Origin of the sequence: Thalassolituus oleivorans MIL-1 (assembly GCF_000355675.1) — a bacterium.
In the GTDB taxonomy this organism is placed as follows: Bacteria; Pseudomonadota; Gammaproteobacteria; order Pseudomonadales; family Oceanobacteraceae; genus Thalassolituus; species Thalassolituus oleivorans.
This window is the reverse complement of record NC_020888.1, coordinates 3,675,721-3,696,826: the sequence shown is the minus strand read 5'-3', so window position 1 is coordinate 3,696,826 and position 21,106 is coordinate 3,675,721. Positions and strand designations below refer to the sequence as shown.

Annotated in this window: 17 protein-coding genes and 1 riboswitch; of the genes, 11 read left to right on the top strand and 6 right to left on the bottom strand. The window is 47.9% G+C overall.

Annotated features, from left to right (window positions below):
* Positions 1–975, bottom strand: a complete 975-nt coding sequence (gene moaA / locus TOL_RS16995; RefSeq protein WP_015488604.1) for a GTP 3',8-cyclase MoaA — start codon at positions 973–975, stop codon at positions 1–3.
* A riboswitch (molybdenum cofactor riboswitch) is annotated at positions 964–1,123 on the bottom strand. (Overlaps the previous gene by 12 nt.)
* Positions 1,124–1,369: 246 nt before the next feature.
* On the opposite strand from moaA, the gene TOL_RS16990 reads away from it, so the two are divergent.
* Positions 1,370–1,654, top strand: coding sequence for a DUF6916 family protein (locus TOL_RS16990; RefSeq protein WP_025266500.1), 285 nt, complete (start codon positions 1,370–1,372; stop codon positions 1,652–1,654).
* Positions 1,655–1,683: 29 nt separating this feature from the next.
* Here TOL_RS16990 and TOL_RS16985 read toward each other — a convergent pair whose 3' ends face one another.
* Positions 1,684–2,178, bottom strand: a complete 495-nt coding sequence (locus tag TOL_RS16985; protein ID WP_015488602.1) for a GNAT family N-acetyltransferase — start codon at positions 2,176–2,178, stop codon at positions 1,684–1,686.
* A gap of 86 nt (positions 2,179–2,264) precedes the next feature.
* Between TOL_RS16985 and TOL_RS16980 the strand changes: the two genes are divergently transcribed.
* Genes TOL_RS16980 through TOL_RS16955 form a run of 6 tightly spaced genes read left to right on the top strand, consistent with a single transcriptional unit; the run spans position 2,265 to position 13,176 of the window.
* Positions 2,265–2,786, top strand: a complete 522-nt coding sequence (locus TOL_RS16980; RefSeq protein ID WP_015488601.1) for a phage tail protein — start codon at positions 2,265–2,267, stop codon at positions 2,784–2,786.
* Between the two features lie 35 nt (positions 2,787–2,821).
* The gene (locus TOL_RS16975; RefSeq protein ID WP_015488600.1) at positions 2,822–3,346 is read left to right on the top strand and encodes a phage tail protein; all 525 of its coding nucleotides are present in this window, start codon (positions 2,822–2,824) and stop codon (positions 3,344–3,346) included.
* 12 nt (positions 3,347–3,358) lie between these two features.
* Positions 3,359–3,895 (top strand): phage tail protein, encoded by a 537-nt coding sequence (locus TOL_RS16970; RefSeq protein WP_015488599.1) that lies wholly within the window; start codon positions 3,359–3,361, stop codon positions 3,893–3,895.
* A gap of 58 nt (positions 3,896–3,953) precedes the next feature.
* Positions 3,954–5,231, top strand: coding sequence for a S8 family peptidase (locus TOL_RS18565; RefSeq protein ID WP_051052435.1), 1,278 nt, complete (start codon positions 3,954–3,956; stop codon positions 5,229–5,231).
* 3 nt (positions 5,232–5,234) lie between these two features.
* Entirely contained in the window at positions 5,235–6,404 is a 1,170-nt protein-coding gene (locus TOL_RS16960; protein WP_015488597.1) for a TIGR03032 family protein, read from the top strand.
* A gap of 10 nt (positions 6,405–6,414) precedes the next feature.
* The gene (locus TOL_RS16955; RefSeq protein WP_015488596.1) at positions 6,415–13,176 is read left to right on the top strand and encodes a beta strand repeat-containing protein; all 6,762 of its coding nucleotides are present in this window, start codon (positions 6,415–6,417) and stop codon (positions 13,174–13,176) included.
* Between the two features lie 40 nt (positions 13,177–13,216).
* Here the strand turns inward: TOL_RS16955 and TOL_RS16950 are convergent, their stop codons facing one another.
* Genes TOL_RS16950 through TOL_RS16940 form a run of 3 tightly spaced genes read right to left on the bottom strand, consistent with a single transcriptional unit; the run spans position 13,217 to position 15,487 of the window.
* On the bottom strand, positions 13,217–13,996 hold the full coding sequence (locus TOL_RS16950; RefSeq protein ID WP_015488595.1) for a CLCA_X family protein: 780 nt from the start codon (positions 13,994–13,996) through the stop codon (positions 13,217–13,219).
* Between the two features lie 31 nt (positions 13,997–14,027).
* Positions 14,028–14,765, bottom strand: a complete 738-nt coding sequence (locus tag TOL_RS16945) for a hypothetical protein (protein ID WP_015488594.1) — start codon at positions 14,763–14,765, stop codon at positions 14,028–14,030.
* Positions 14,762–15,487: a hypothetical protein gene (locus TOL_RS16940; RefSeq protein ID WP_015488593.1), complete on the bottom strand. Its 726-nt coding sequence runs from the start codon at positions 15,485–15,487 to the stop codon at positions 14,762–14,764. Before TOL_RS16940 ends, TOL_RS16945 begins: the two co-directional genes overlap by 4 nt.
* 345 nt (positions 15,488–15,832) lie before the next feature.
* On the opposite strand from TOL_RS16940, the gene katG reads away from it, so the two are divergent.
* The 3 genes from katG to TOL_RS16930 all read left to right on the top strand — a co-directional run bounded on the left by katG (position 15,833) and on the right by TOL_RS16930 (position 19,817).
* A complete protein-coding gene (gene katG, locus TOL_RS16935; protein ID WP_015488592.1) occupies positions 15,833–18,016 on the top strand; it encodes a catalase/peroxidase HPI in 2,184 nt (727 codons plus the stop codon).
* 222 nt (positions 18,017–18,238) lie between these two features.
* On the top strand, positions 18,239–18,394 hold the full coding sequence (locus TOL_RS19060; RefSeq protein ID WP_015488591.1) for a hypothetical protein: 156 nt from the start codon (positions 18,239–18,241) through the stop codon (positions 18,392–18,394).
* A 178-nt stretch (positions 18,395–18,572) separates the two neighbouring features.
* Positions 18,573–19,817 carry a succinylglutamate desuccinylase/aspartoacylase family protein gene (locus TOL_RS16930; RefSeq protein ID WP_015488590.1) on the top strand — a complete coding sequence of 415 codons (1,245 nt, stop codon included), beginning with the start codon at positions 18,573–18,575 and terminating at the stop codon, positions 19,815–19,817.
* Positions 19,818–20,177: 360 nt separating this feature from the next.
* Here TOL_RS16930 and TOL_RS16925 read toward each other — a convergent pair whose 3' ends face one another.
* A complete protein-coding gene (locus TOL_RS16925; RefSeq protein WP_015488589.1) occupies positions 20,178–20,591 on the bottom strand; it encodes a C40 family peptidase in 414 nt (137 codons plus the stop codon).
* Between the two features lie 98 nt (positions 20,592–20,689).
* On the opposite strand from TOL_RS16925, the gene TOL_RS16920 reads away from it, so the two are divergent.
* Positions 20,690–21,085, top strand: a complete 396-nt coding sequence (locus TOL_RS16920) for a helix-turn-helix domain-containing protein (protein WP_015488588.1) — start codon at positions 20,690–20,692, stop codon at positions 21,083–21,085.
* The last annotated feature ends 21 nt before the right edge of the window (positions 21,086–21,106 follow it).

Here is a 21,106-nt window from a genome sequence, read left to right as displayed (position 1 = left end):
CTAGCCCCCAATCATGGCAAAGTGTTGGATTGCGCCGGTTTCGCCATCGTGTAAAAAGTGGGTGGCCGTCTTTTTTTGTAGAAGTTCTTGTAAAGCCAGTTCCAGTTCGGCCTCTTTATCGACTGTCATTAATGGTCGTAGATCGTAGCCATGCTCGCCAAATAAACATAGATGTAATTTACCCAGCGACGAAATACGTAAACGATTACAAGTGGAGCAAAAATCCTTGCTGTACGGCATGATTAAACCAATACGGCCTTCGTATTCCGGATGGCAAAACTCTTGTGCTGGGCCGGCGTGAGCACGACGTAGAACAGGCTGCCAGCCGTTTGCTTCTAAGCGTTGCTTAATACTCTCGCCCGATACGTGATTGGCGGCGAAGTAATCTTGGTTGTCGCCTGTTTGCATTAATTCAATAAAGCGCAGGGTGATGGGTGTTGTTTTTATCCAATCTAGGAAATGATCGAATTCGGCAAGATTGTAGTCGCGTAATAATACAGCGTTGACCTTAATGTTTTTAAACCCCAACGTTTGCGCTAGCGCGATGCCATCCAATAATTCTTGTAAGCGATCATGTCCTGTAATCGCCTTAAATTGGCGCGGATCTAAGCTGTCGATACTGACGTTAAGCTGGGTCAGTCCGGCTGCGTGCCACGCAGGAAGGTGCTTGGTGAGCTTATAACCATTGGTGGTGATGGCCACTTGCTCAATGCCGGGGGTATTTGCTACGGCCTGAATGATTTGAGGTAAATCGCGACGCAGGCTAGGTTCTCCGCCAGTAATGCGGATTTTACGGGTTCCTTGAGCCGCAAAGGCGCGGGCCAAGTGAGTGATTTCTTCAACCGTTAGCGACGCCGTATCGTCGCTGCACTCATAACCGTCTGGCAGACAGTAATTGCAACGAAAATTACAGACGTCAGTAACCGACAGACGCAAATAGCTAAAGCGCCGTCCGTGCGAGTCTTGCAGAGTCATGTTACACCTTTCCAAATGTGGGAGGCTCAACCGTTTCCGGCGGAACCCTGGTGGTACTGCTAATGAGTACCACGGCGAAGACATCATGCGGCTGCATTCGTAAGGAAGGCGGCTGGTTAGATGCCAACGCTCGGCGTTGTTAAGTATTCAGTGTACGTATCTCGGGTAGTGCGGCCAAGAGTTTATTTGCGACGGCACTAAGGTATTTTTAGTGGGAAATGATATATGCGGGTGGCTCGAGCCGACCTCACTGAATACGAAATTGGAATTTGAGTGGCGTAGAATGGCCAGCTTCTGTGGCTGATATCCAGCTCAGTGGTCAATCGACCATGAAGGACGGTTGACTCTTCATGGTCATATCCGTCTGATAGTGTGCAGTTGCTGAGAGAGTGATATGAGTAGATTGAATTTCGACAGTATGAGCGCTTTGCTGGGTAGCAAGGTGGCTGTATTTGATAGCGCTGAAAACTCTGTTCAGCTGAGTGTGGTTAGCGTTGAAAAATCGCCTATCGACGGTGATGACTGGGAAGGTTTTGCGGTGCTATTTAATGGCGATGAAAGCTTCCGGATTCCGCAAGGATCTTACCGCGCAGTTCATGATTCGTTTGGGCAGGAAGAAATATTTATTACTGCTCACGGTCCGACTGAATATCAAACCGTTATCAGCCGAAAACGGTGAGTTAAAACGCAGGGACGCGAATGAAAATATTAACAGCAGGTACGCTCCATCAAAATATAGACCTCGTTCGTACGACTTTTTTCTTTAAAGCCCAGTCTTTCATACAATCGTTTTGCTGGATTATTTTGCTCTACGTGAATCGTTACGGGTTTTTTCAACGTTCTCCCTTGTTCTATGACCTTATTCAACAAATAGCCTCCAAGCCCTTGGTTTTGAATGTGCGGCGCCAAGGCAATATCGACTATTCGTATTTCGTTGTCCCAAATATCGATAAACAAACGCCCAGCCATTTGTCCATCGACTTCAATAATTTCAAATTTTTCAGAATTATAGTGGGTCGTGTAATGCGTAAGCTGAGCGGTGAATTGCTGTTTTATAAATAAAGATTTTTGCTCGTCGGAAAAGGGTGTCATTGCTAATTCAGTAACCCGGCCAGCGGCATACAGTTGTTCCATGAAGGTGAGGTCTTGCTCGGTAAACCGACGTAATTTAACTCGGTTTGTCCAGCAATTTTTGTCGGTCATTGTCTTTTCTCTAAAAAGGATAGTGTCAGGCATCTAGGGCAAATTGTGGGGAACCCCACACCTAAAGTAAACAAAAGGAGATAGATATGGCTGAACCCTTTTTAAGCGAAATCCGTATGTTTGGATTTGGTTGGGCGCCGCGCGGTTGGGCACAGTGTGATGGGCAGATTCTGCCAATCAATCAAAACCAATCTTTGTATTCGTTGCTAGGCACTACTTATGGCGGTGATGGTCGCACATCATTTGCGTTGCCGGATATGCGTAGCCGCACCCCCGCTGGTGACGATGAGCAGTTATTACAAGGCGCAAAGCAAGGTATTGAATATGTCACGTTAACAGCCGCTGAAATGCCGGCTCACTCGCACGCGGTAAAGGCAACCACCGCAAACGCTACGACTAAGCAGTTTACTGGCTCTATGCTCGCGACGGCTGTTGATAAAACCCAAAATGTGCCAACAAATATGTATGTAGCGCCATCATCTTTGGTTGCCTTGGCTCCGGCGTCTGTTTCTACGGCGGGTAGTGGGATGGCTCATGATAATAATCAGCCATCTATTGCTGTTAATTTTTGTATTGCTCTGCAAGGGCTTTTCCCTTCGCGTAGCTGAAGCAACGCAAAATTTATCTAACTAAGGAGTCTATTATGTCAGAACCATTTGTTGGCGAAATTCGTATGTTCGCTGGAAATTTCGCTCCGCGTGGCTGGGCATTTTGTGATGGTCAGTTGATGGCGGTTAGCCAGAATGATGCATTGTTTTCTTTGTTGGGCACTGTTTATGGTGGTGATGGTCGTACCACGTTTGGATTGCCCGATATGCTTGGTCGTCTTCCGGTGCATCAGGGGCAAGGCCCAGGTCTTTCTTTGCGTCGCCTTGGCGCTCGCTACGGTGAAGAAAATGTAACCTTAACTGTGAATGAAATCCCTCCGCATAGTCATGGTTTCATGGCGTCTACGGCTGAAGTTTCATCTTCTAATCCTGCCAATGATGTATTAGGTAGCCATACCGACGGCGATGAATCTTATACATCAACACTATCGAACGTTGTGGGATTAAGTAGTGATGTTGTCGCTACTGCGGGTGGTTCTCGAAGCCATACTAATCTCATGCCTGCGCTTTGTATCAATTACATCATTGCGCTGTTCGGTATTTATCCGTCACGTCATTAAGGAGTCAGAATTATGTCAGAACCATTTATCGGAGAAATTAGAATAATGGGCTGTAATTTTGCCCCTAGTGGCTGGGCGAAGTGCGATGGACAGTTGTTGCCTGTCTCACAAAATACGGCGTTGTTTTCTATTTTAGGCACCACGTACGGCGGTGATGGCCGAACTACTTTTGGATTGCCCAACTTAGCAGGGCGAGCCGCTATGCACCCAGGTCGGGGGCCGGGTCTGACGGCGCGTCGTTTAGGCGAGAAAACCGGCGTCGAATCCGTTACCTTAACTGAGGCTCAGATTCCGGCCCACAAACATATCGTTTATGGTTCGCAATCAATCAGCAACTCTGCAACGCCTGGCCCAGATAAAATGATGGGCATTGATAAGCCTGTTAATGACAATATCCTGTATTTAGATAATACCGGGACTGTGAATACCACCATGGCACCCGAGGCCTTGTCTGAGACAGGGGGCGGTCAGTCACACGAAAATCGCCAGCCGATGATTGGCATGAACTATTGCATCGCGTTAGTGGGTTTGTACCCTAGCCGCGGTTAGTGCAGCTTGGCCATGGATGGCCACCTTTTTATGAAAATAATTTATGGTTCGAGCTTGGATGTCTGTTTTTTTTAGAAAGCTGTTTGGAGTTTTATGTTTACTGTGGGTGAGCACTGCTTTTGCCTGCGAGATTCCTTTTCGAAATTTTAATAAAACCTACTGTTTAACGCCCATTGCTAACGAGTCTAATGGTGTTAATCAGACGAGTGATGTTTATAGCGTCTCAGGCAAAGCACTGCAGGTGTCGTTGAGTAATCGTCTTATTGTCCGTGCATCAGGATTGACGAAGCTCTCTTTGCAGGCACTCGATTCGCGTATCGCTGCCGTGAATGAGCTGTATTTAATGCCTGAGTCGAATTATTACTTGGTGACTTTAAATACCCGTGATCAGCTTTCAGCCGTGATGAAGGTGTTGAGTAGCACTTCTAATATTTCTTTGGTGCAGCCGGATATATTACAGCTGACTATCCGTACTGACACTGGTCGTACAAATACTGAAGATCAACAGCTGGCGCTAAATCCCGCCCCCTATTTTTCGCAATTAGATATTCCCACCCTTTGGCAAACAACCAAGGGGCGTGGGGTGAAAGTCGCAGTGATTGATGACGGCTTTGCGCTAAGCCATGAAGAGTTACGTTTCACCGATGTTGTGTTTTCTTACGACGCCGAACAAAAGGTTCAGGATGTTAGCCCAAAGAGCGAGCTCGACATTCATGGTACTAAGGTGGTTGGTACTATTTTCGCAGCCCACGATGAGCGAGGAATTGATGGTATCGCCCCTGAGGCTGGACTCATTGCAATACGGAACTCCGATACATGGACGAGTCGTACTTTACTCAGTTTCTACCTAGCTAAACTGTCAAACGCTGACATCATTAACGCCAGTTGGGCTTCTCAATGGCTATTAGACCCACTAGCTGATATCGTTTCTGACTTGGCGCAAAATGGCCGCGCTGGAAAAGGTATTGCTGTGGTATTTTCAGCCGGCAATGCAGGGTTGGAATTAACAGCTGACGCGAGTGAGGCGTCACTGCTGGACGCCGTTGTCGTTGGTGCAGCGGATGAACATGGAAAAAGGACGAGGTTCAGTAATTATGGAAGCTCCGTGGATGCCTACATTTATGGAAAGCCCAGCCCAGCTATTAAGGCAGGGGGAGGGTATGGGCATTTCTCAGGAACGTCATTGTCGGCTGCTGTTGCTTCAGGTTATTTCGCGTTACTTCTTTCTGCTACCCCCTCGCTTACACTCGATCAGCTCGTTTCGCAGTTACAAATTGCCCAGTTTGGGTCTCAAGTCATTCCTTCTTCTACCCCTATTCACTTGCGGGATTTGTAAGCCATGACTGATAACGTTGAACTCGCCGATTTTTCTTATACTTATTCGGATAATTTACCGGCAGTTTTTAAACATCTGAATATATCTTTGGCGTTCACGTCGTATCAGGCTGGACGCTTGATGCTGGTGCGTACTGATGGCGAATCGCTCGAAATTAATTTTAAAGAATTTCCACGCCCGATGGGCCTGACGGTGACGGATCAGGGGCTGATTCTTGGTACATTTACTCAGATTATTCATTTTCAGCGTGAAGATAGATTACTGACTCAAATTAAACATCCTCTTCCGGATATTCATAAAGATGTCACTGCCCCTCGTGTGTTTAACGATGATGAGGCAAACCAGGAAGACATTGAGATTCGTGCTAAAGACGAAGAATATCAACGTAAGTTACAGCCTGTAGATGCACGTGTGGATGCGTGTTTTATCACTCGATCCTCACATTACACCGGCATGATTAACATTCACGATATTGAATGGGGAAATGCTGGATTGTGGGTGGTTAATTCCAGTTTTTCTTGTTTGTCCACGGTCGACCCTGCATATAGTTTTGTCCCTCAGTGGAAGCCGCCTTTTATTGACAAGCTGACTCCGGAAGATCGCTGCCATTTAAATGGCATGACTCTGCGTGATGGCGAGCCTGCTTATGTGACGACCTTTTCTCAATTTGAGAATGCCAAACAGTGGCGTGACAGCGATAAACGTACAGGCACGTTAATTGATGTTAAACGCAATGAAATTGTTGTCAGTGGTTTGTCCATGCCGCACTCGCCACGTTGGCATAACGGTAAAGTCTATTTCTGTCATTCAGGTGTTGGTCAGGTGAATTGCTATCACCCTGATACTGGCGAAACGGAAGTCATTGCTGAATTACCCGGCTTTACTCGCGGTATCGATATTTATGGCAGTTTAATGTTTGTTGGTTTATCGCGTCGTCGTAACAGCGATGTATCTGCACCTGCCCTTATTGACGAAAAAGAAGGGGAAACGTGCTCCGGCATTTGGCTGATTAATCTCGAAAATAACGAGGTGGTTGGTCAGATTAGTTTCCAAGGTAATGTTGATCAAATTTATGACATTGCCATTTTAAATAACACCTGCTTTCCGGAAGTGATTGAACCCAGTCATCCGAGAATGCGGAATCATTTTTGCCACCCAGGACTCACCACCTGAAGGATTTTCCATGGATAAGAAACTCCCAACCCATCGCCCCAAAACGCTGAATGCGTTAAAAGCGGTACTGCCAATAATGGCGATGGCGGCACCACTCGCCAATGCGTCGATACGCCCCGCAAGTATTTCCCGTAATGGGCTAAATACACGAGCGGCGATTTCTCAGTATGAGAAAGCAGACACAGGACAAAAAAGCCAAGCATTTGGGGCTTTTGGGAATAGTCACTATGTCAAGCCAGCGTCTCGACAAGTTGACTCTGAGGCTCTTGCCTTTTTGAGTGAAAACAACTTTCTTGCGGGTGGCGAGAATGTGGTTGGTGATACCTCGGGTGATATTAGTGGACTGACCGGTCGTAAGAGCTTCTTGAGCTGTGTGACTGCAGGCGGAGCGCCTGCTTATTATACGACGGGCGATCCAATTATCAGTGACAGTATCTGTACGATTCTAGGATACACATGGACAGACGGCGATAACTTACCGCCGGTCTTCCCTAAGGATAACCCAGGCGTATTTCTTACGGATATTTCATTAGCCGTGGGAGGTAATATTACGCTGGATTTTGAAATTGAAGATCCCCCGATTACTGGCGCAAATTATTTAGACGTTATTAATGTCACCGTCTCATCTGACAATCAAAGTGCAATTCGTAATGCAGATATTAGTGTTACTCGCGACCCCGGTACTTCACCAGGTAACTTATTTTATCTGACGATTGCCAATGTGGTTGGCCAAGGTGGCGCTAACATCACGGTTACTGCAACCGATGCGAACAATAATTCGACGTCGGATAGTTTTTTTGTGAATACCGGTGCCGTTCCGTCGATGGCTAACTCAGCCGTTGCCATTACCGTACTAGAAGACTCTGGCAGCAATGCGGTAAGTACTTCTAACTTTGCAACGTCTGATTCAGACTCGGGCCAGACGTTAACTTGGTCCGCCTCTGGCGGTACAAAAGGCACGCCACAGGCTTCCGGAACAGCTTCCACTCCTACGACTAACGGTACGCCAAGCTCCGTCACTTATACGCCTACGACGAACTTAAATGGAAGTGATACTTTCACTGTTATTGTGAGCGATGGCAGCAATACGGATAGCCGCACGGTGAACGTGACGATTACCCCGGTTAACGACGAACCTACGATCTCCTCGCTAGCTAATCAGACGTTCAACGGTGTGGGCGGAAGCGCTCAAACGGTGGCTGGTTTTGCGTCGATGTCGAGTGCTGGCGGCGGTGCGGATGAAAATACGCAAACCGTTTTGGGTTATGTGGTCAGCGAAGTGTCTGATCCAAGCGGTGTCGTTTCTTCTGTCAGTATTGCGAGCAATGGCACACTGACATACACCCCAACAGCGAACGTTGAAGGCGTTGCCACCATTCAGGCGCAAGTGCGTGATAGTGGCGGCGTGACGAATGGCGGTGATGACCTTTCGCAGCTCAAGACTTTTACTATCACGGTTGATACCTTGGCCCCTAGCCTTTCGGAAGTCACGGCAGTGACCAGCCCAACGAACGATCCAACTCCTGATGTCACGATTAATATCAGTCAGGCGGGTACGTTAGCGGTTGGCGGCTCTTGTGGCAGTGCCAGCGAAGGCGCAGTAGCTGCGGGTAACTTAACCTTTAGTTTGACTCAAGCAGATAACAGCACACCATTGGTCGATGGCACCTACAGTGACTGTACTGTTACCGTCACGGATGCCAACGGTAACGCCAGCAGTGCGTTGACATTAAGCGCTTTCCAAATTCAGCTGGATGCGATTCCGCCAACGGTTACTCAGGTTACCGCTCCGGCGGATGATACCTATATGACAGGCGAAACGTTGAGCTTCACGCTGACTGCAAGTGAAGTATTAACGGTTGATACGGCAAGCGGTACGCCAGCGTTAGATCTAACGATCGGTAGCAGTAATGTGAGTGCTGTTTATCTGTCGGGTACTGGCAGCGATGCCTTAACGTTTAGTTATACCGTGCAGAATAATGACGAAGATACCGATGGCATCAGTATTGATTCGTTAAGCTTGAACAGTGGTGCCATTACCGACGTTGCGGGCAATGCCATAGTGATGGCCCTGAACGGTGTGGCTAATACCACCGGTGTGCTGGTGGATGGTGTGCAACCTACCGTCGCGATTACCGGTGCATCAGGCAATATCAACGCAGCCTTTACCGCGACCATTACCTTTAGCGAAAGCGTAACGGGATTTGATGTTGGCGATATTTATTCGCCAAATGCTACGCTGAGTGATTTCAGTGGCTCTGGTGCTGTTTATACCGTACTGGTCACACCGAATGCTGAAGGCATTGTGGTGTTAGAAGTCGCTGATACGGTCGCCGTAGACGCCGCAGGCAATAGCAATAGTGCCGGCCCTCAGTTGCAGTTAACGTATGATGCGACTGCTCCAACTGCAGTGATTAGTGGGGCTTCCGGTGATATCAATGCCGCCTTTACGGCAACGGTCACCTTTAGTGAAAGCATCACCGGTTTTGATCTCAGTGACATCATTGCCGTCAATGCCAGCCTCAGTGATTTTGCTGGATCTGGTTCTACTTATACTGTGTTGGTCACCCCGAATATCGATGGTCCAGTTACTGTGGATGTTGCTGCTGCCGTTGCTACCGATGGCGCCGGCAATGGTAATACAGCAGCCGCTCAGCTGACGGCAACCTATGATGGTTCAGCGCCAACGGTTGTTATTGGCGGTGCGTCGGGATCTATTAATACTCCCTTTACTGCAACCCTGACCTTCAGCGAAAGCGTGAGTGGCTTTGATGTCAGCGATGTCGGTATCAGCAATGCACTTCTTAGTGACTTTGCCGGTTCTGGCGCTGCTTACACTGTGCTGGTAACACCGAATGCTGATGGTGCTGTAACACTTGATGTGGCTGCTTCTACCGCAAGTGATAGCGCGGGTAATGGCAACACGGCAGCCGCTCAGCTGGCGGTTACCTACGATGCCACTATTCCTACACTTACCCTTGATGGTGCATCTGGCGATATTAATGCGCCATTTACAGCGAACATGATCTTTAGTGAAAGTGTCAGCGGTTTTGATCTTAGCGATGTCCAAGTAACCAATGCCACCTTGAGTGATTTCAGTGGTTCTGGCGCGAGTTACAGTGTGTTGGTAACACCAACTGCGGATGGTGTTGTGACTCTCGACGTGTCTGCAGATGCTGCACTAGACGCAGCAGGAAACGCCAATAGTGCCGCCACTCAATTGCTTGCGACCTATGATGGTTCTGCTCCAACTGTAGCGATTTCGGGGGCTTCTGGTGCAATTAACACGGCCTTCACCGCCACGATTGCCTTCAGCGAAAGCGTCAGTGGTTTTGATGTTAGCGATTTAGGAGTTAGCAACGCTCTTCTGAGTGATTTTGCTGGCTCAGGAGCGTTATACACCGTATTGGTAACACCGAATGCTGACGGCGCGGTGACATTAGATGTCGCCGCCGCGGTAGCTCAAGATGTTGCCGGTAACGACAATAGTGCCGCGACTCAGCTGACTGCTACCTACGATGCAACAGCGCCAACAGCAGTTATTAGTGGGGCATCTGGCTATATTAATGCTGCGTTTACCGCGACTATTACCTTCAGTGAAAGCGTGAATAACTTTGTTGTCGGTGATATTGCCGTGTCGAATGCCACGCTGGCTGATTTTAGTGGCTCGGGTGATACCTATTCTGTGCTGGTAACGCCAACCACGGATGGTGCGGTGACGCTAGATGTTGCTGCTAATGCGGCTCAAGATGCTGCGGGTAACAACAGCGCAGCCGCAGCACAGTTAGCGGTTACTTACGATGCTATCGCTCCAACTGTATTGCTCTCAGCGCCAGCTACGTTGGTCAATGCAGCGTTTACCGCAACCATCACCTTTAGTGAAAACGTGACGGATTTTGTTGTCGCCGATATCAGCGCTAGCAACGCCACCTTGAGCGATTTTAGCGGTTCTGGCACCAGCTATACCGTGTTGGTAACGCCGACTACGGACGGTACCGTAACGCTTGATGTGGTTAATGCAGTTGCGGTGGATGTTGCTGGTAATAGCAATAATGCAGCCGGTCAGTTAGTGGTTACTTATGATGCAACAGCCCCAGCAGTTGCCCTAACGACTGCAGCAACCTTGGTTAACGAACCATTCATCGTGACCGCAACCTTTAGCGAAACGGTCACGGGTGTAGAGCTGACCGACTTTGTTGTGACAAACGGCACCGCGGGCAACTTGGCTGCACTTGGTAATACCTATAGTGTGCTGATAACACCAACGGCCGACGGTGACGTAACCGTCAATATGGCTGCGGGTGCTGCTAGCGACGCAGCAGGAAATACCTCAACGGCAGCGGTTGAGCTAACCACGAGCGCGGATACAACGGGTGCGACGACCACCCTTACTGGCGTGCCGAGTTCAGCGATTACGGCCTTCGATGTCACTGTTACCTTTAGCGAAAATGTCTCAACTCTGACGTCGGCTGACATTACCGTTACCAACGGTGTTGTCACCCAATTGCTGGGTGGTGGCACTGGCTATACGGCTACTATTATGCCGACGGCATCGGGTTCTGATACCACCGTGAGTGTGGCAGCGGATGTTGTCACCGACGATGCAGACAACGGTAACCAAGCATCGGCCGTGGCTACCGTTGCCATCGTTAATGATGTGGGTGTTGCCTCGATTAGTGGCGTTGCTGCAGAAGGCGAAACACTGACTGCAGACATCGCGGACAACAATGGCTTAGCCAACGCGACGATTCAATATCAGTGGACGTCGGGTGGTGAAGTCGCTGGCAGCGATCAAGATACCTATCTAATTACCGCGTCTGACGTGGGTAATGTGATTGGCCTAACCGTTAGTTATACCGATGACTTACTGGCGGTTGAGACCCCAGTAGCTGCGGATACGGCAACGGTTATTTCGTTGGCTCAGGTCGCTTTGAATACTATCTCCAGCCAAGCGGATGCTAGCGGATCTACGCCTGCAACCATCACTGAATACGATACTGCTGGCGTCACAAGTGTCACGGCTACTGTATTGGATCTCATCAATAACGCGATTGCCCGTTCGAACTTGGCCGATGTGAATGAGCTCAGCGAAGTACAAGCGCTGGTGGATATCATTCTTGAAGGCCAAGACGATGACGGTGATGGTTTGCCGAACATGCTAGAGGGAGACGACACAGTCGACACTGATGGTGACGGTATTGCTGATCGTGATGACACTGATTCGGATAACGACGGTATTTCGGATCTTGTGGAATTGAATTTGGATTTAACCGATACCGATAACGACGGCATTATTGATGCAATCGACGCAGACATTGGCAACGACGGCATTGTTGATACCGGTCTTACTGATGACAACCTCGATGGCGTTAACGATGCAATGGATGAGCTAGCCGAGTGGCTGGTGGCATTCGCCAGTACCGATCAAGACGGTGATGGCTTGCTGAATATGATCGATCTAGATGCCGATAACGATGGTTTGTTTGATGTCGCGGAAGCTGGATTGGGTGACCAAGATGGAGACGCCTTGCTGGATGATGGCGTGGATATCCTGACGGACGTTATTCAGTTACCGGATAGTGACGGAGATACCTTGCCTGACAACTTAGATGTAAGAAGTAATGGTGTCGATACCGATTTCAGTAACTCGAATCTGCCAAGCGATCTAGATGGCGATCTGGATGGTGTGTTGGATAGCACTACCGACGTAGATCGTGACGGTATTATGGATGTGGTCGATAACGCTATTGGTGCGTTTGGTTCGCGTGCCGACTTCGATGGCGACGGCATACCTAACCATCTTGATGACGATGATGATGGTGACGGCATTAGCGATGCGGATGAAAATCCACAGCAAGCCTTCTTCACCGGCGAAGATGCTGATGCTGATGGCATTGATGATGGTGTTGATGCCAACGTGAATGGCGTTCTTAACGGCGAGGATCTCGATGGCAACGGTGTACGTGATGATCGCGAAATGCCTGACCTTGATGGTGATGGCTTTGTTGATCACTTGGATGCTGACGCTGATGGCGATGGCATACCAGACAACATAGATCCTGAGATTGCCTTACCGGTGGATGCAGCACCTGAAGCACCGGGGGCCGGCATTACCGATGCGGACGGTGATGGCGTAGACGACAGTATTGATCCTTCGATTAATACCGGCGTAGACGTTGAGACATCAACTGGTGGCGGTAGCATGAGCCTAGGCCTAGTGTTCGGCCTTGCACTCTTGCTGGTGGCGCTGCGTCAACGCCGTTTTTCGGCAACGGTAATGGCTGCATTGCTTGCAACTTCGATGTCAGCGCAAGCGGGTGAGTGGAGCGTTGAAGGTGGCGTTGGCGTTTCTCAGTTGGATCCAAAGTTAAATAATAATTTAACCTTGAGTGATGACAGCGATAGTAGCTGGCAGTTGTCTACGGCCTATCACTTCAACCGTGAATGGGCGGCGCAATTACGTTATGTCGATATGGGGAACGCCAGTATTGGTAATGGTCGAATTAACTACCAAGCGCTGGCAGCGATGGCCCAGTATCGACCAGACGCCTTGCGCATGGGCCGCTGGACGCCGCAACTTCAGCTTGGCATGGGCCGCTTATTTAACGATAGTCAGGGCGGTTTAAATTTAAAATCGCATGATGACCTTCGGTTAATGGTCGGAGCGGGTATCGACTGTCGTTTAAATAAAACGGACTACTTAGAAGCTCAAGTAAATTCGTATGCTGAGGACGCCCGTGTTTGGACACTAGGATTCAGACACCATTTCTGATTGCATATCAGCATAAAAAACCCCTCATTTGAGGGGTTTTTTATTGGCTTTTATTTAAAATTAACGCTCGTCCAAGCTGTGCAAAGTAATTTTGAAAAGCTTGATTGATTAAAACTCTCTGTTCACCTTGAGGGTAAAGTCCAAGCTTTGCTTCTTCTGATTGTTTAGTGCCTTTTACCAAATAGTTATTTTTAATATGGGCATCTTGAACAAATGCCTCGAAAGCACGAGCGCACATTTCTTCTGGTAGGCTGTAATAAACGGTACCAGCAGCTCTATCTATTTCGGCGGAGCTTAAAAATAATTCACTGGGCTGTTCGCCGGATTTATCCAACAGCACGGCTCGATAGCAATTAAATAACAAAGCGTTAAGGGAGTGCTCAATCGGTGCATATTGTGCCAGCCAAGCGGTCGAGGCAAACAATCTCGGTTTGTTAACATTAAATGCTTTATTGCAAATATAATGATCGAAGGCGTGAAACCATTCGTGGGCAATGCTGCCCGGCCCTGCGTTTTTTGCCAGTGCAAAAGCCCGTTGGTCGGGTGCGTAGTGGGCCGCCACACCAGGGCGACCACCTTTACCGTATTGCAGAACCAAAGTGCCCCGCAGAGAAATAACTTCGTCGGGTACTGCGAGGATTTTAGTTAAATCACACAGTGCGTCGTAAAAATAGACGGCGGCTTTTTCTTGTTCTTTCTGCGTAACCCAAGCGCCAATTTCTACCCCGCGAAAATCAAAACGGTCACGTACTTCGCGAAACGAAATATATTCATCGTCAGAGCGATGGTGCGGGCCGCGACGATATAGTTCAAATTCCAAAGTCGATCCTTAATACAAGCCTGCGCATTGGCTAAGGCTCTGTTGTCGAAACGGAATTAAGTTCTCCAGTGGATAACTTAGGGTAGGAATATTTAATATTTTCTAACGGAATATCAATGAGAACATTGTCAAAGGTAATCGGAATGCTGGCGTCTTGTGCATGCATGGAGCCATAAAACGTATTGGTGACGGGCGCAGTAATCATTTGGTCTATGTGCATGCTGGTAGTGATGGTTTGCTGAATATTGGGCGTTATTGTTTGATTAACATAAAAAGAAATCGGTCCATGATAGCTTAGTGGCAAACTTGTATTCACGGGTACAGTAAACGCGACGGGTAATTCAAAGCGGATAGGTATTGTTCCGCGTACTGGTAAATTGGGCAGCCAAGAACTTACTAGTTCGGTGCCTGCAGCTACCTCTAGATCGGTCTCAATTAAAATAGTATCAGAGAAATCGGCGGTTAAATTCAGTGGTATAGAGGAGTCAATATCTAATTGCGCTTGGTATTGCCCTTTAATGTGAAGTGGAATGCGTAGATTATTTAATGGCACACTGATGGGGATGTCGCCTAACAAGCGAAAATTAATATTACTGTTAAGGTCGGTATTAAATGTCAACGGTGAATCAAAGCGAATCAAGCTCGCTTGCTGCTTTAGTGAAATGCCCATGACAACATTGGAATACACGACAAAGCCGAGTATTGCACCGATAACGGCGAGTACAACTAGAATCCAGCCGCCAATAATAATGCGCGCCAAAGTGATCACGGTTTGTCTCCAACCTGAGCACTTGGGCTAAAGGTAATGGCTTCAAGCGGCACATCGATGTTCAGTTCACGAATCGTGATGTCGGTTGCTTTATCTAAGGTGACATTAGCGCGTAGCGGCTCTAGAACCGGAATGGATAAGGATTTTTTTACCGGAATATCGGCGATGATATTGGTATCTAGGCGTACTTTTATTTTGTCTGAAATTGCCACTTGAGCTGGCGCGCTAAACGCTAGATCAATATTTCGGTCGATAGGAATGCTTAGATTAACCGGAATGTCCGCCTTTACAGGAACAGAGCCTTTTAGCGGCAATTTAATCCATGCGCCTAGCAACTTAACGCTGACTTTGCCGTCAATAGGTATGACTTGATCAATATGAATGGACTGGTGTACGGGCAACGTCATTTTAATGGGTACTTGACCGTTAAAATTAACCTTAACGTCGAAGGTTTCTTCTAAAGGAATGGTCAAGGTTTGATTAATCGGGACATTTGCAGGGATTACAGTGTCTATATTTACCGACAATGGGTCGAGAATATCGACTGTCGCAGGAAAAGCATCGGCGATTTCAATGCGGGCTTTTTGGTCATACAAGGGAATGTTGGCCGTAACGTTATTCCAGATCCAATAAGCCACAAACGCGCCCCCTGCAATGGCAGCCAATAGGCCGAGGCCAGCAATAGTGAGAAGCACGGCAACAAGGATCTTGCGAAGGCTCATAGCGCGCTCCGTAAGTAAGAAAACCAATCGATAATAAAAGACATCACATCCGCGATCCGTTTTGGGCGATACAAAAATTGATCATACCACTTCTATACACTGGCTAGTGGAGGTCTTGCAGGTCGACTGCGCAAGTATGCTCGCAACTGAGTGTAGATAAGCTATGTTTAATAGCGGTAGCGTGACCGTCATATGCGCCTGCGAGGTGCATATCAGATCAGATATGCAAAATTACTATCGCATCTATAAATATAATTAAGTTTTTAAATAGATAGAGACGCCTATTATGGAGTCACAAGAACACATGATTTAACCCGTTAGACGTAACTCAAAAGGAGTCATACCATGGACAACAATCAATCTTCAGCCGGTAAGTGCCCAGTCATGCACGGCGCAAACACAGCCAACGGTAACTCCAACACCGCGTGGTGGCCGAATGCACTCAACCTCGACATCTTGCATCAGCACGACACTAAGACGAATCCTCTTGGAGAGGACTTCAATTACGCCGAAGAATTTAAAAAACTGGATCTCGACGCCGTTAAAAACGACGTTAAAGCCATGATGACCGAAAGCCAAGAATGGTGGCCAGCCGACTGGGGACACTACGGCGGTTTGATGATTCGTATGGCATGGCATTCAGCCGGAAGTTACCGCATTGCCGATGGCCGTGGTGGTGCAGGTACGGGTAACCAACGCTTTGCGCCGCTGAACAGCTGGCCAGACAACGTGAACTTAGATAAAGCACGCCGTTTGCTGTGGCCAATCAAAAAGAAATACGGAAACAAGCTATCTTGGGCGGATTTGATGATCTTAGCTGGCACCATGGCGTATGAATCAATGGGCTTAAAAACCTTTGGATTTGCCGGTGGACGTGAGGATATTTGGCACCCAGAAAAAGACACCTACTGGGGTTCTGAAAAAGAGTGGCTGGCCCCTAGCGGTAGCGAAGGTACTCGTTATTCAGGAGAGCGTGATCTCGAAAATCCGTTAGCCGCCGTAATGATGGGCTTGATCTACGTGAACCCAGAAGGCCCAGATGGTAAATCGAATCCGCTAAAGAGCGCGCACGATATTCGCGAGACCTTTAAGCGCATGGCGATGAACGACGAAGAAACCGTTGCTTTAACCGCCGGTGGTCATACCGTGGGTAAAGCACACGGTAACGGCAAAGCCGAAAACCTAGGTGCCGAGCCAGAAGCTGCTGATATCGAAGAGCAAGGCATGGGCTGGAACAACCACAAAACTCGTGGCATTGGTCGTGACACAGTAACCAGTGGTATCGAAGGCGCGTGGACGACTAACCCAACGCAGTGGGATAACGGCTACTTCGATTTATTGTTGGGCTACGACTGGGAGCTAACGCATAGCCCCGCCGGTGCGAGCCAATGGCAGCCCATTGGCATTAAAGAAGAGCACATGCCGGTAGATGTAGAAGACCCGTCTATCCGTTGTATGCCAATGATGACCGATGCCGATATGGCGATGAAAATGGACCCAGAGTACCGTAAGATTTCTGAACGTTTTCATAAAGACCCAGCGTACTTCTCCGACGTGTTTGCGCGCGCTTGGTTTAAGTTAACGCACCGTGATTTAGGGCCTAAAAGCCGCTACTTAGGCAGCGATGTACCTGCGGAAGATTTGATCTGGCAAGATCCGGTTCCGGCGGTGGATTACACCCTAAGTGATGCTGAAGTAACGGATATTAAAGCTAAGATACTGGCGGCGGGTGTGAGTGGTGCAGACCTGATTGCAACGGCATGGGACAGCGCTCGAACCTTCCGCGCTTCCGATTATCGCGGTGGTGCTAACGGCGCACGTATTCGCCTAGCGCCGCAAAAAGATTGGGAAGGCAACGAACCAGCCCGTCTGCAAAGCGTATTAAGCATGCTAGAAGGCATCCAAGCAGGCCTAAGTAAACCAGTTAGCATGGCTGATTTGATCGTGTTGGCTGGTACGGCAGCGGTCGAAGCGGCTGCCAAAGCCGGTGGTGTCGATATTACGGTACCCTTTACACCGGGCCGTGGTGATGCAACCGACGACATGACGGATATTGAGTCGTTCGAACCACTGGAGCCTGTGCATGATGGTTTCCGTAACTGGGTGAAAAAAGACTACACCGTACAGCCGGAAGAAATGCTGCTTGATCGCACACAGTTGATGGGCTTAACCGCTCCAGAAATGACGGCTCTGATTGGTGGTATGCGTGTACTGGGCACCAACTATGGTCGCACAAAGCACGGTGTATTTACCGATAACGTGGGTGTACTAAGTAACGACTTCTTTGTCACCCTGACCGACATGGGCTACGACTGGAAGCCAACGGGCAAAAACTCGTACAACATCGTTGATCGTAAGACCGGTGACGTGAAACATACGGCAACCCGAGTGGACCTAGTGTTTGGTTCTAACTCGATTTTGCGTTCCTACGCCGAAGTGTATGCTCAAGATGACAACCGCGAGAAGTTTGTGCGCGATTTCGTTAAAGCTTGGGTGAAAGTGATGAACGCTGACCGTTTTGATGTGTAATTAAAACGGTGTGATCTAAAGCCATAACGAAGCCTTGAAATAGAAATATTGAAAGGAGAAAAGAAAGCCAGCAAGAGAGGAACCTCTTGCTGGCTTTTTTAATACTTTGAGGCCTGATGCCCAATTTATGTGTCGTCAGGCTTTCTCATAGGTTTCAGGCATTCTATGATGAGTGCATGCTGACGATATGGCGTTCAATAGTCCTTCTTTGGAGACACGATTATGAGTGATGCAGTAGTTGATCAAAACAAAACGGATGAGACGACCGATTGGGATGATGTGTCGTTCCTGGATGAGATGGAATTAGGCGAAGTAGACCCTGAGTCCTATCAAGAGCAAGACGATGACGGCTGCGAAGGCGGTGCCTGTAAGATTTGATCCCTCAACGCTATCGATAAGGCTGATATGGCGCCGGCTTATAAGAGTCGGTGTTCGATCATTATCAGCTAAGCTGTATCGACGTCCCCACGAATATTCTCAAAAATTGTTCCGAACCCTAATTCCAGCAAGTAGTCATATGGCTCCCAGCTCGGTTGTCATATAAGGATTTCAATGCATGTCGTTTTTCTACCGGTCTCCAGCTTTATTCGTTTTATTTTTGAGTGTTTTAATCAACAACGCACAGGCAACTGAGTTAGCCGATGATGAAGACATAGTCGTCGGTGTAGTAGAAGAAAAACTGACAATAGAAGAAGCCCCAGTAGAGAGTGCGGGGAATGAGGGAGTTTTAGAAACCTCAGTTGAAGAAGCCGCTAAAGAAGCAAAACAGGTGCCCTTGCAGTTATTAGGAGAAGAAGTTCCGCCGGGAGCTTTTATGCCACTGAGCTGGAGCCCCGAACAATCTTTTCAGAGTCTTAATACACCCGTCCCCGTGCTGGTTGCTCATGGTGCAAACCGTGGCCCTGTAATGTGTTTAACGGCGGCAATTCACGGCGATGAATTAAATGGCATTGAAATGATTCGACGCCTGATTTATCAACTTGATCCAGAAAAAATGAACGGCACTGTCATAGGCATTCCTATCGTGAATTTAGATGGCTTTCGTCGTGGTAGTCGCTATTTAGCCGATCGTCGTGATCTCAACCGCCATTTCCCCGGCAGCCCGAAAGGCAGTGCTGCTGATCGTATGGCATATTCGCTATTTCATAATGTTATTCGCCACTGCGAGTATTTGGTTGACCTGCATACCGGTTCACTAAAACGCACTAACTTGCCACAAATTCGTGGTGATTTAGGGAGTGAAACAGTATTCGATTTTAGCCGCCATTTTGGTGGCATTACCGTATTACATGGCGTCGGCGCAGAAGGCACCTTACGACGCGCTGCTGAAAATATAGGTATTCCGGCGATAACGCTTGAAGCGGGTGGGCCAAATCAACTGGATAAAAGTTCTGTCGATGCTGGACTTAAAGCGCTCGAAACCCTGTTGCAGAATCTGGGTATTCAGCCAACGCTGCGTTTTTGGGGTTCACCGCAACCGGTTTTTTATCAGTCTCATTGGATACGCGCCGATCAAAGCGGAATACTCATATCCTCAGTTGAACTGGGTGATAAAGTTAAAAAAGGTGACGTACTCGGGATAGTGACTGACCCAATGACCAATACCGGCAGTAAAATAATAGCAACATTTAATGGCCGTATTTTAGGCATGGCGTTTAATCAGGTTGTACAAACCGGTTTTGCTGCGTATCACGTCGGCGTCGAAAAAGAACCCGAAGCGGTGAAAGAAGAAGTGCTCATTGAAGGCGAAAAAATCGACAAGCCAGAGGCGCTGCTAGAAAGCAAAATAGAGCAGGAGTGAAGGCCGTTTTGCTGACTATTAGTTTTATCGATGGTCAGTAATTACGCTATTTCATCCTCAGTAAAGCTAGAAAGACTCTTAACATCCAAATTTAACAGCTCGATCATCTTTATCTGAATACCAATGCCATGCTTAATAAGAAATCACCATCAATTAACATAATTGGGTGCCACTAGGGTCGTTGCTTTAATGAAAGCCTATGCCTGAAGATATAGAAGGAAAAGTGGGACGAGCTTTCGTAACAATTTCCATGGCAATATCCATATCAATAGAACTCTTTGATCAAAACCAATTAAGTACAGATCACTAGCAGCAATCCAGACGATACTTGCCGTACCGTCTGGCAGCAACCCTGCCCCGTCAACGCTGGCTAAGTGCTAGTCCAGCGACACCTCCTATTAATAAACTCTGCCACAGAGGGCCCTTGGATAGTAAAGCTCCTATAGCCGCACCCGCGACAGCGGCCTGCACTTGCTTACTAATACGCTGATTACGAGCAACATAGTTAGCAATGTGTTCGCAGTTATTACTCAATAATTGATAACCAAGTGTAAGTACTTCATTTATACGGTCTTCAAATCCATCAACTGGCTCACATTTTACTACTGAGACAGCTTTACCATCACTGAACTCTTCAAATGTCACCAAGCGACAACCGCGCTTAGATTGGTTAGGAAGGATATCCAGAACCAGGTCATTGCCTATGTAAACACCGTAATGAGTTACTAGGCCTTTGCGACGCGTCAGTATGTCGCCTTTTGTTATATTTTTCATTTTAAATCCTTAATTTATATTCGTTAGTTCTATATTAACTCGCAAACAGTAATGCGGTACGTTATGCTTCGTCAAGTAAAAATTTTAGGAAGGTCAATATGACTCAGCAGACGTCGATCAGCGCTGTACTAGGTGTGGTCATTGCAAACCAAAGGGCAATAAAGCATTTGGATCAGGCTGCTGTTGCCGCGAATATGGGCTTATCTCAAGCCAGTTATAGCCGTTTAGAAAGCGGTAAGGCCGTATTTAGCGTAGAGCATTTGTATCGCCTCTCGGAAATACTAAAAACAACACCGCAGGCATTATTGCAAGAGGTTGATAGATACCGTGCGACCCTTAAAACGCAGAAAGTAGCAGTAGAACCCGCAGTACGCGCTAACAGCACTCAGGCTAAAACCACACCATCTACAGACAGTGATGGCCCCGGAATCGGTACCTTTGTCGCGGGCGCGGCGCTTGGCGCATTAATCATGACGGCACTTACGCGTAAGTAAATAATTTCACGGAAGTAGTAA

Coding starts and splice junctions, on each gene's coding strand:
- moaA (WP_015488604.1), bottom strand. CDS start 975: ATGACTCTGCAAGACTCGCACGGACGGCGCTTTAGCTATTTGCGTCTG.
- TOL_RS16990 (WP_025266500.1), top strand. CDS start 1,370: ATGAGTAGATTGAATTTCGACAGTATGAGCGCTTTGCTGGGTAGCAAG.
- TOL_RS16985 (WP_015488602.1), bottom strand. CDS start 2,178: ATGACCGACAAAAATTGCTGGACAAACCGAGTTAAATTACGTCGGTTT.
- TOL_RS16980 (WP_015488601.1), top strand. CDS start 2,265: ATGGCTGAACCCTTTTTAAGCGAAATCCGTATGTTTGGATTTGGTTGG.
- TOL_RS16975 (WP_015488600.1), top strand. CDS start 2,822: ATGTCAGAACCATTTGTTGGCGAAATTCGTATGTTCGCTGGAAATTTC.
- TOL_RS16970 (WP_015488599.1), top strand. CDS start 3,359: ATGTCAGAACCATTTATCGGAGAAATTAGAATAATGGGCTGTAATTTT.
- TOL_RS18565 (WP_051052435.1), top strand. CDS start 3,954: ATGTCTGTTTTTTTTAGAAAGCTGTTTGGAGTTTTATGTTTACTGTGG.
- TOL_RS16960 (WP_015488597.1), top strand. CDS start 5,235: ATGACTGATAACGTTGAACTCGCCGATTTTTCTTATACTTATTCGGAT.
- TOL_RS16955 (WP_015488596.1), top strand. CDS start 6,415: ATGGATAAGAAACTCCCAACCCATCGCCCCAAAACGCTGAATGCGTTA.
- TOL_RS16940 (WP_015488593.1), bottom strand. CDS start 15,487: ATGAGCCTTCGCAAGATCCTTGTTGCCGTGCTTCTCACTATTGCTGGC.
- katG (WP_015488592.1), top strand. CDS start 15,833: ATGGACAACAATCAATCTTCAGCCGGTAAGTGCCCAGTCATGCACGGC.
- TOL_RS19060 (WP_015488591.1), top strand. CDS start 18,239: ATGAGTGATGCAGTAGTTGATCAAAACAAAACGGATGAGACGACCGAT.
- TOL_RS16930 (WP_015488590.1), top strand. CDS start 18,573: ATGTCGTTTTTCTACCGGTCTCCAGCTTTATTCGTTTTATTTTTGAGT.
- TOL_RS16925 (WP_015488589.1), bottom strand. CDS start 20,591: ATGAAAAATATAACAAAAGGCGACATACTGACGCGTCGCAAAGGCCTA.
- TOL_RS16920 (WP_015488588.1), top strand. CDS start 20,690: ATGACTCAGCAGACGTCGATCAGCGCTGTACTAGGTGTGGTCATTGCA.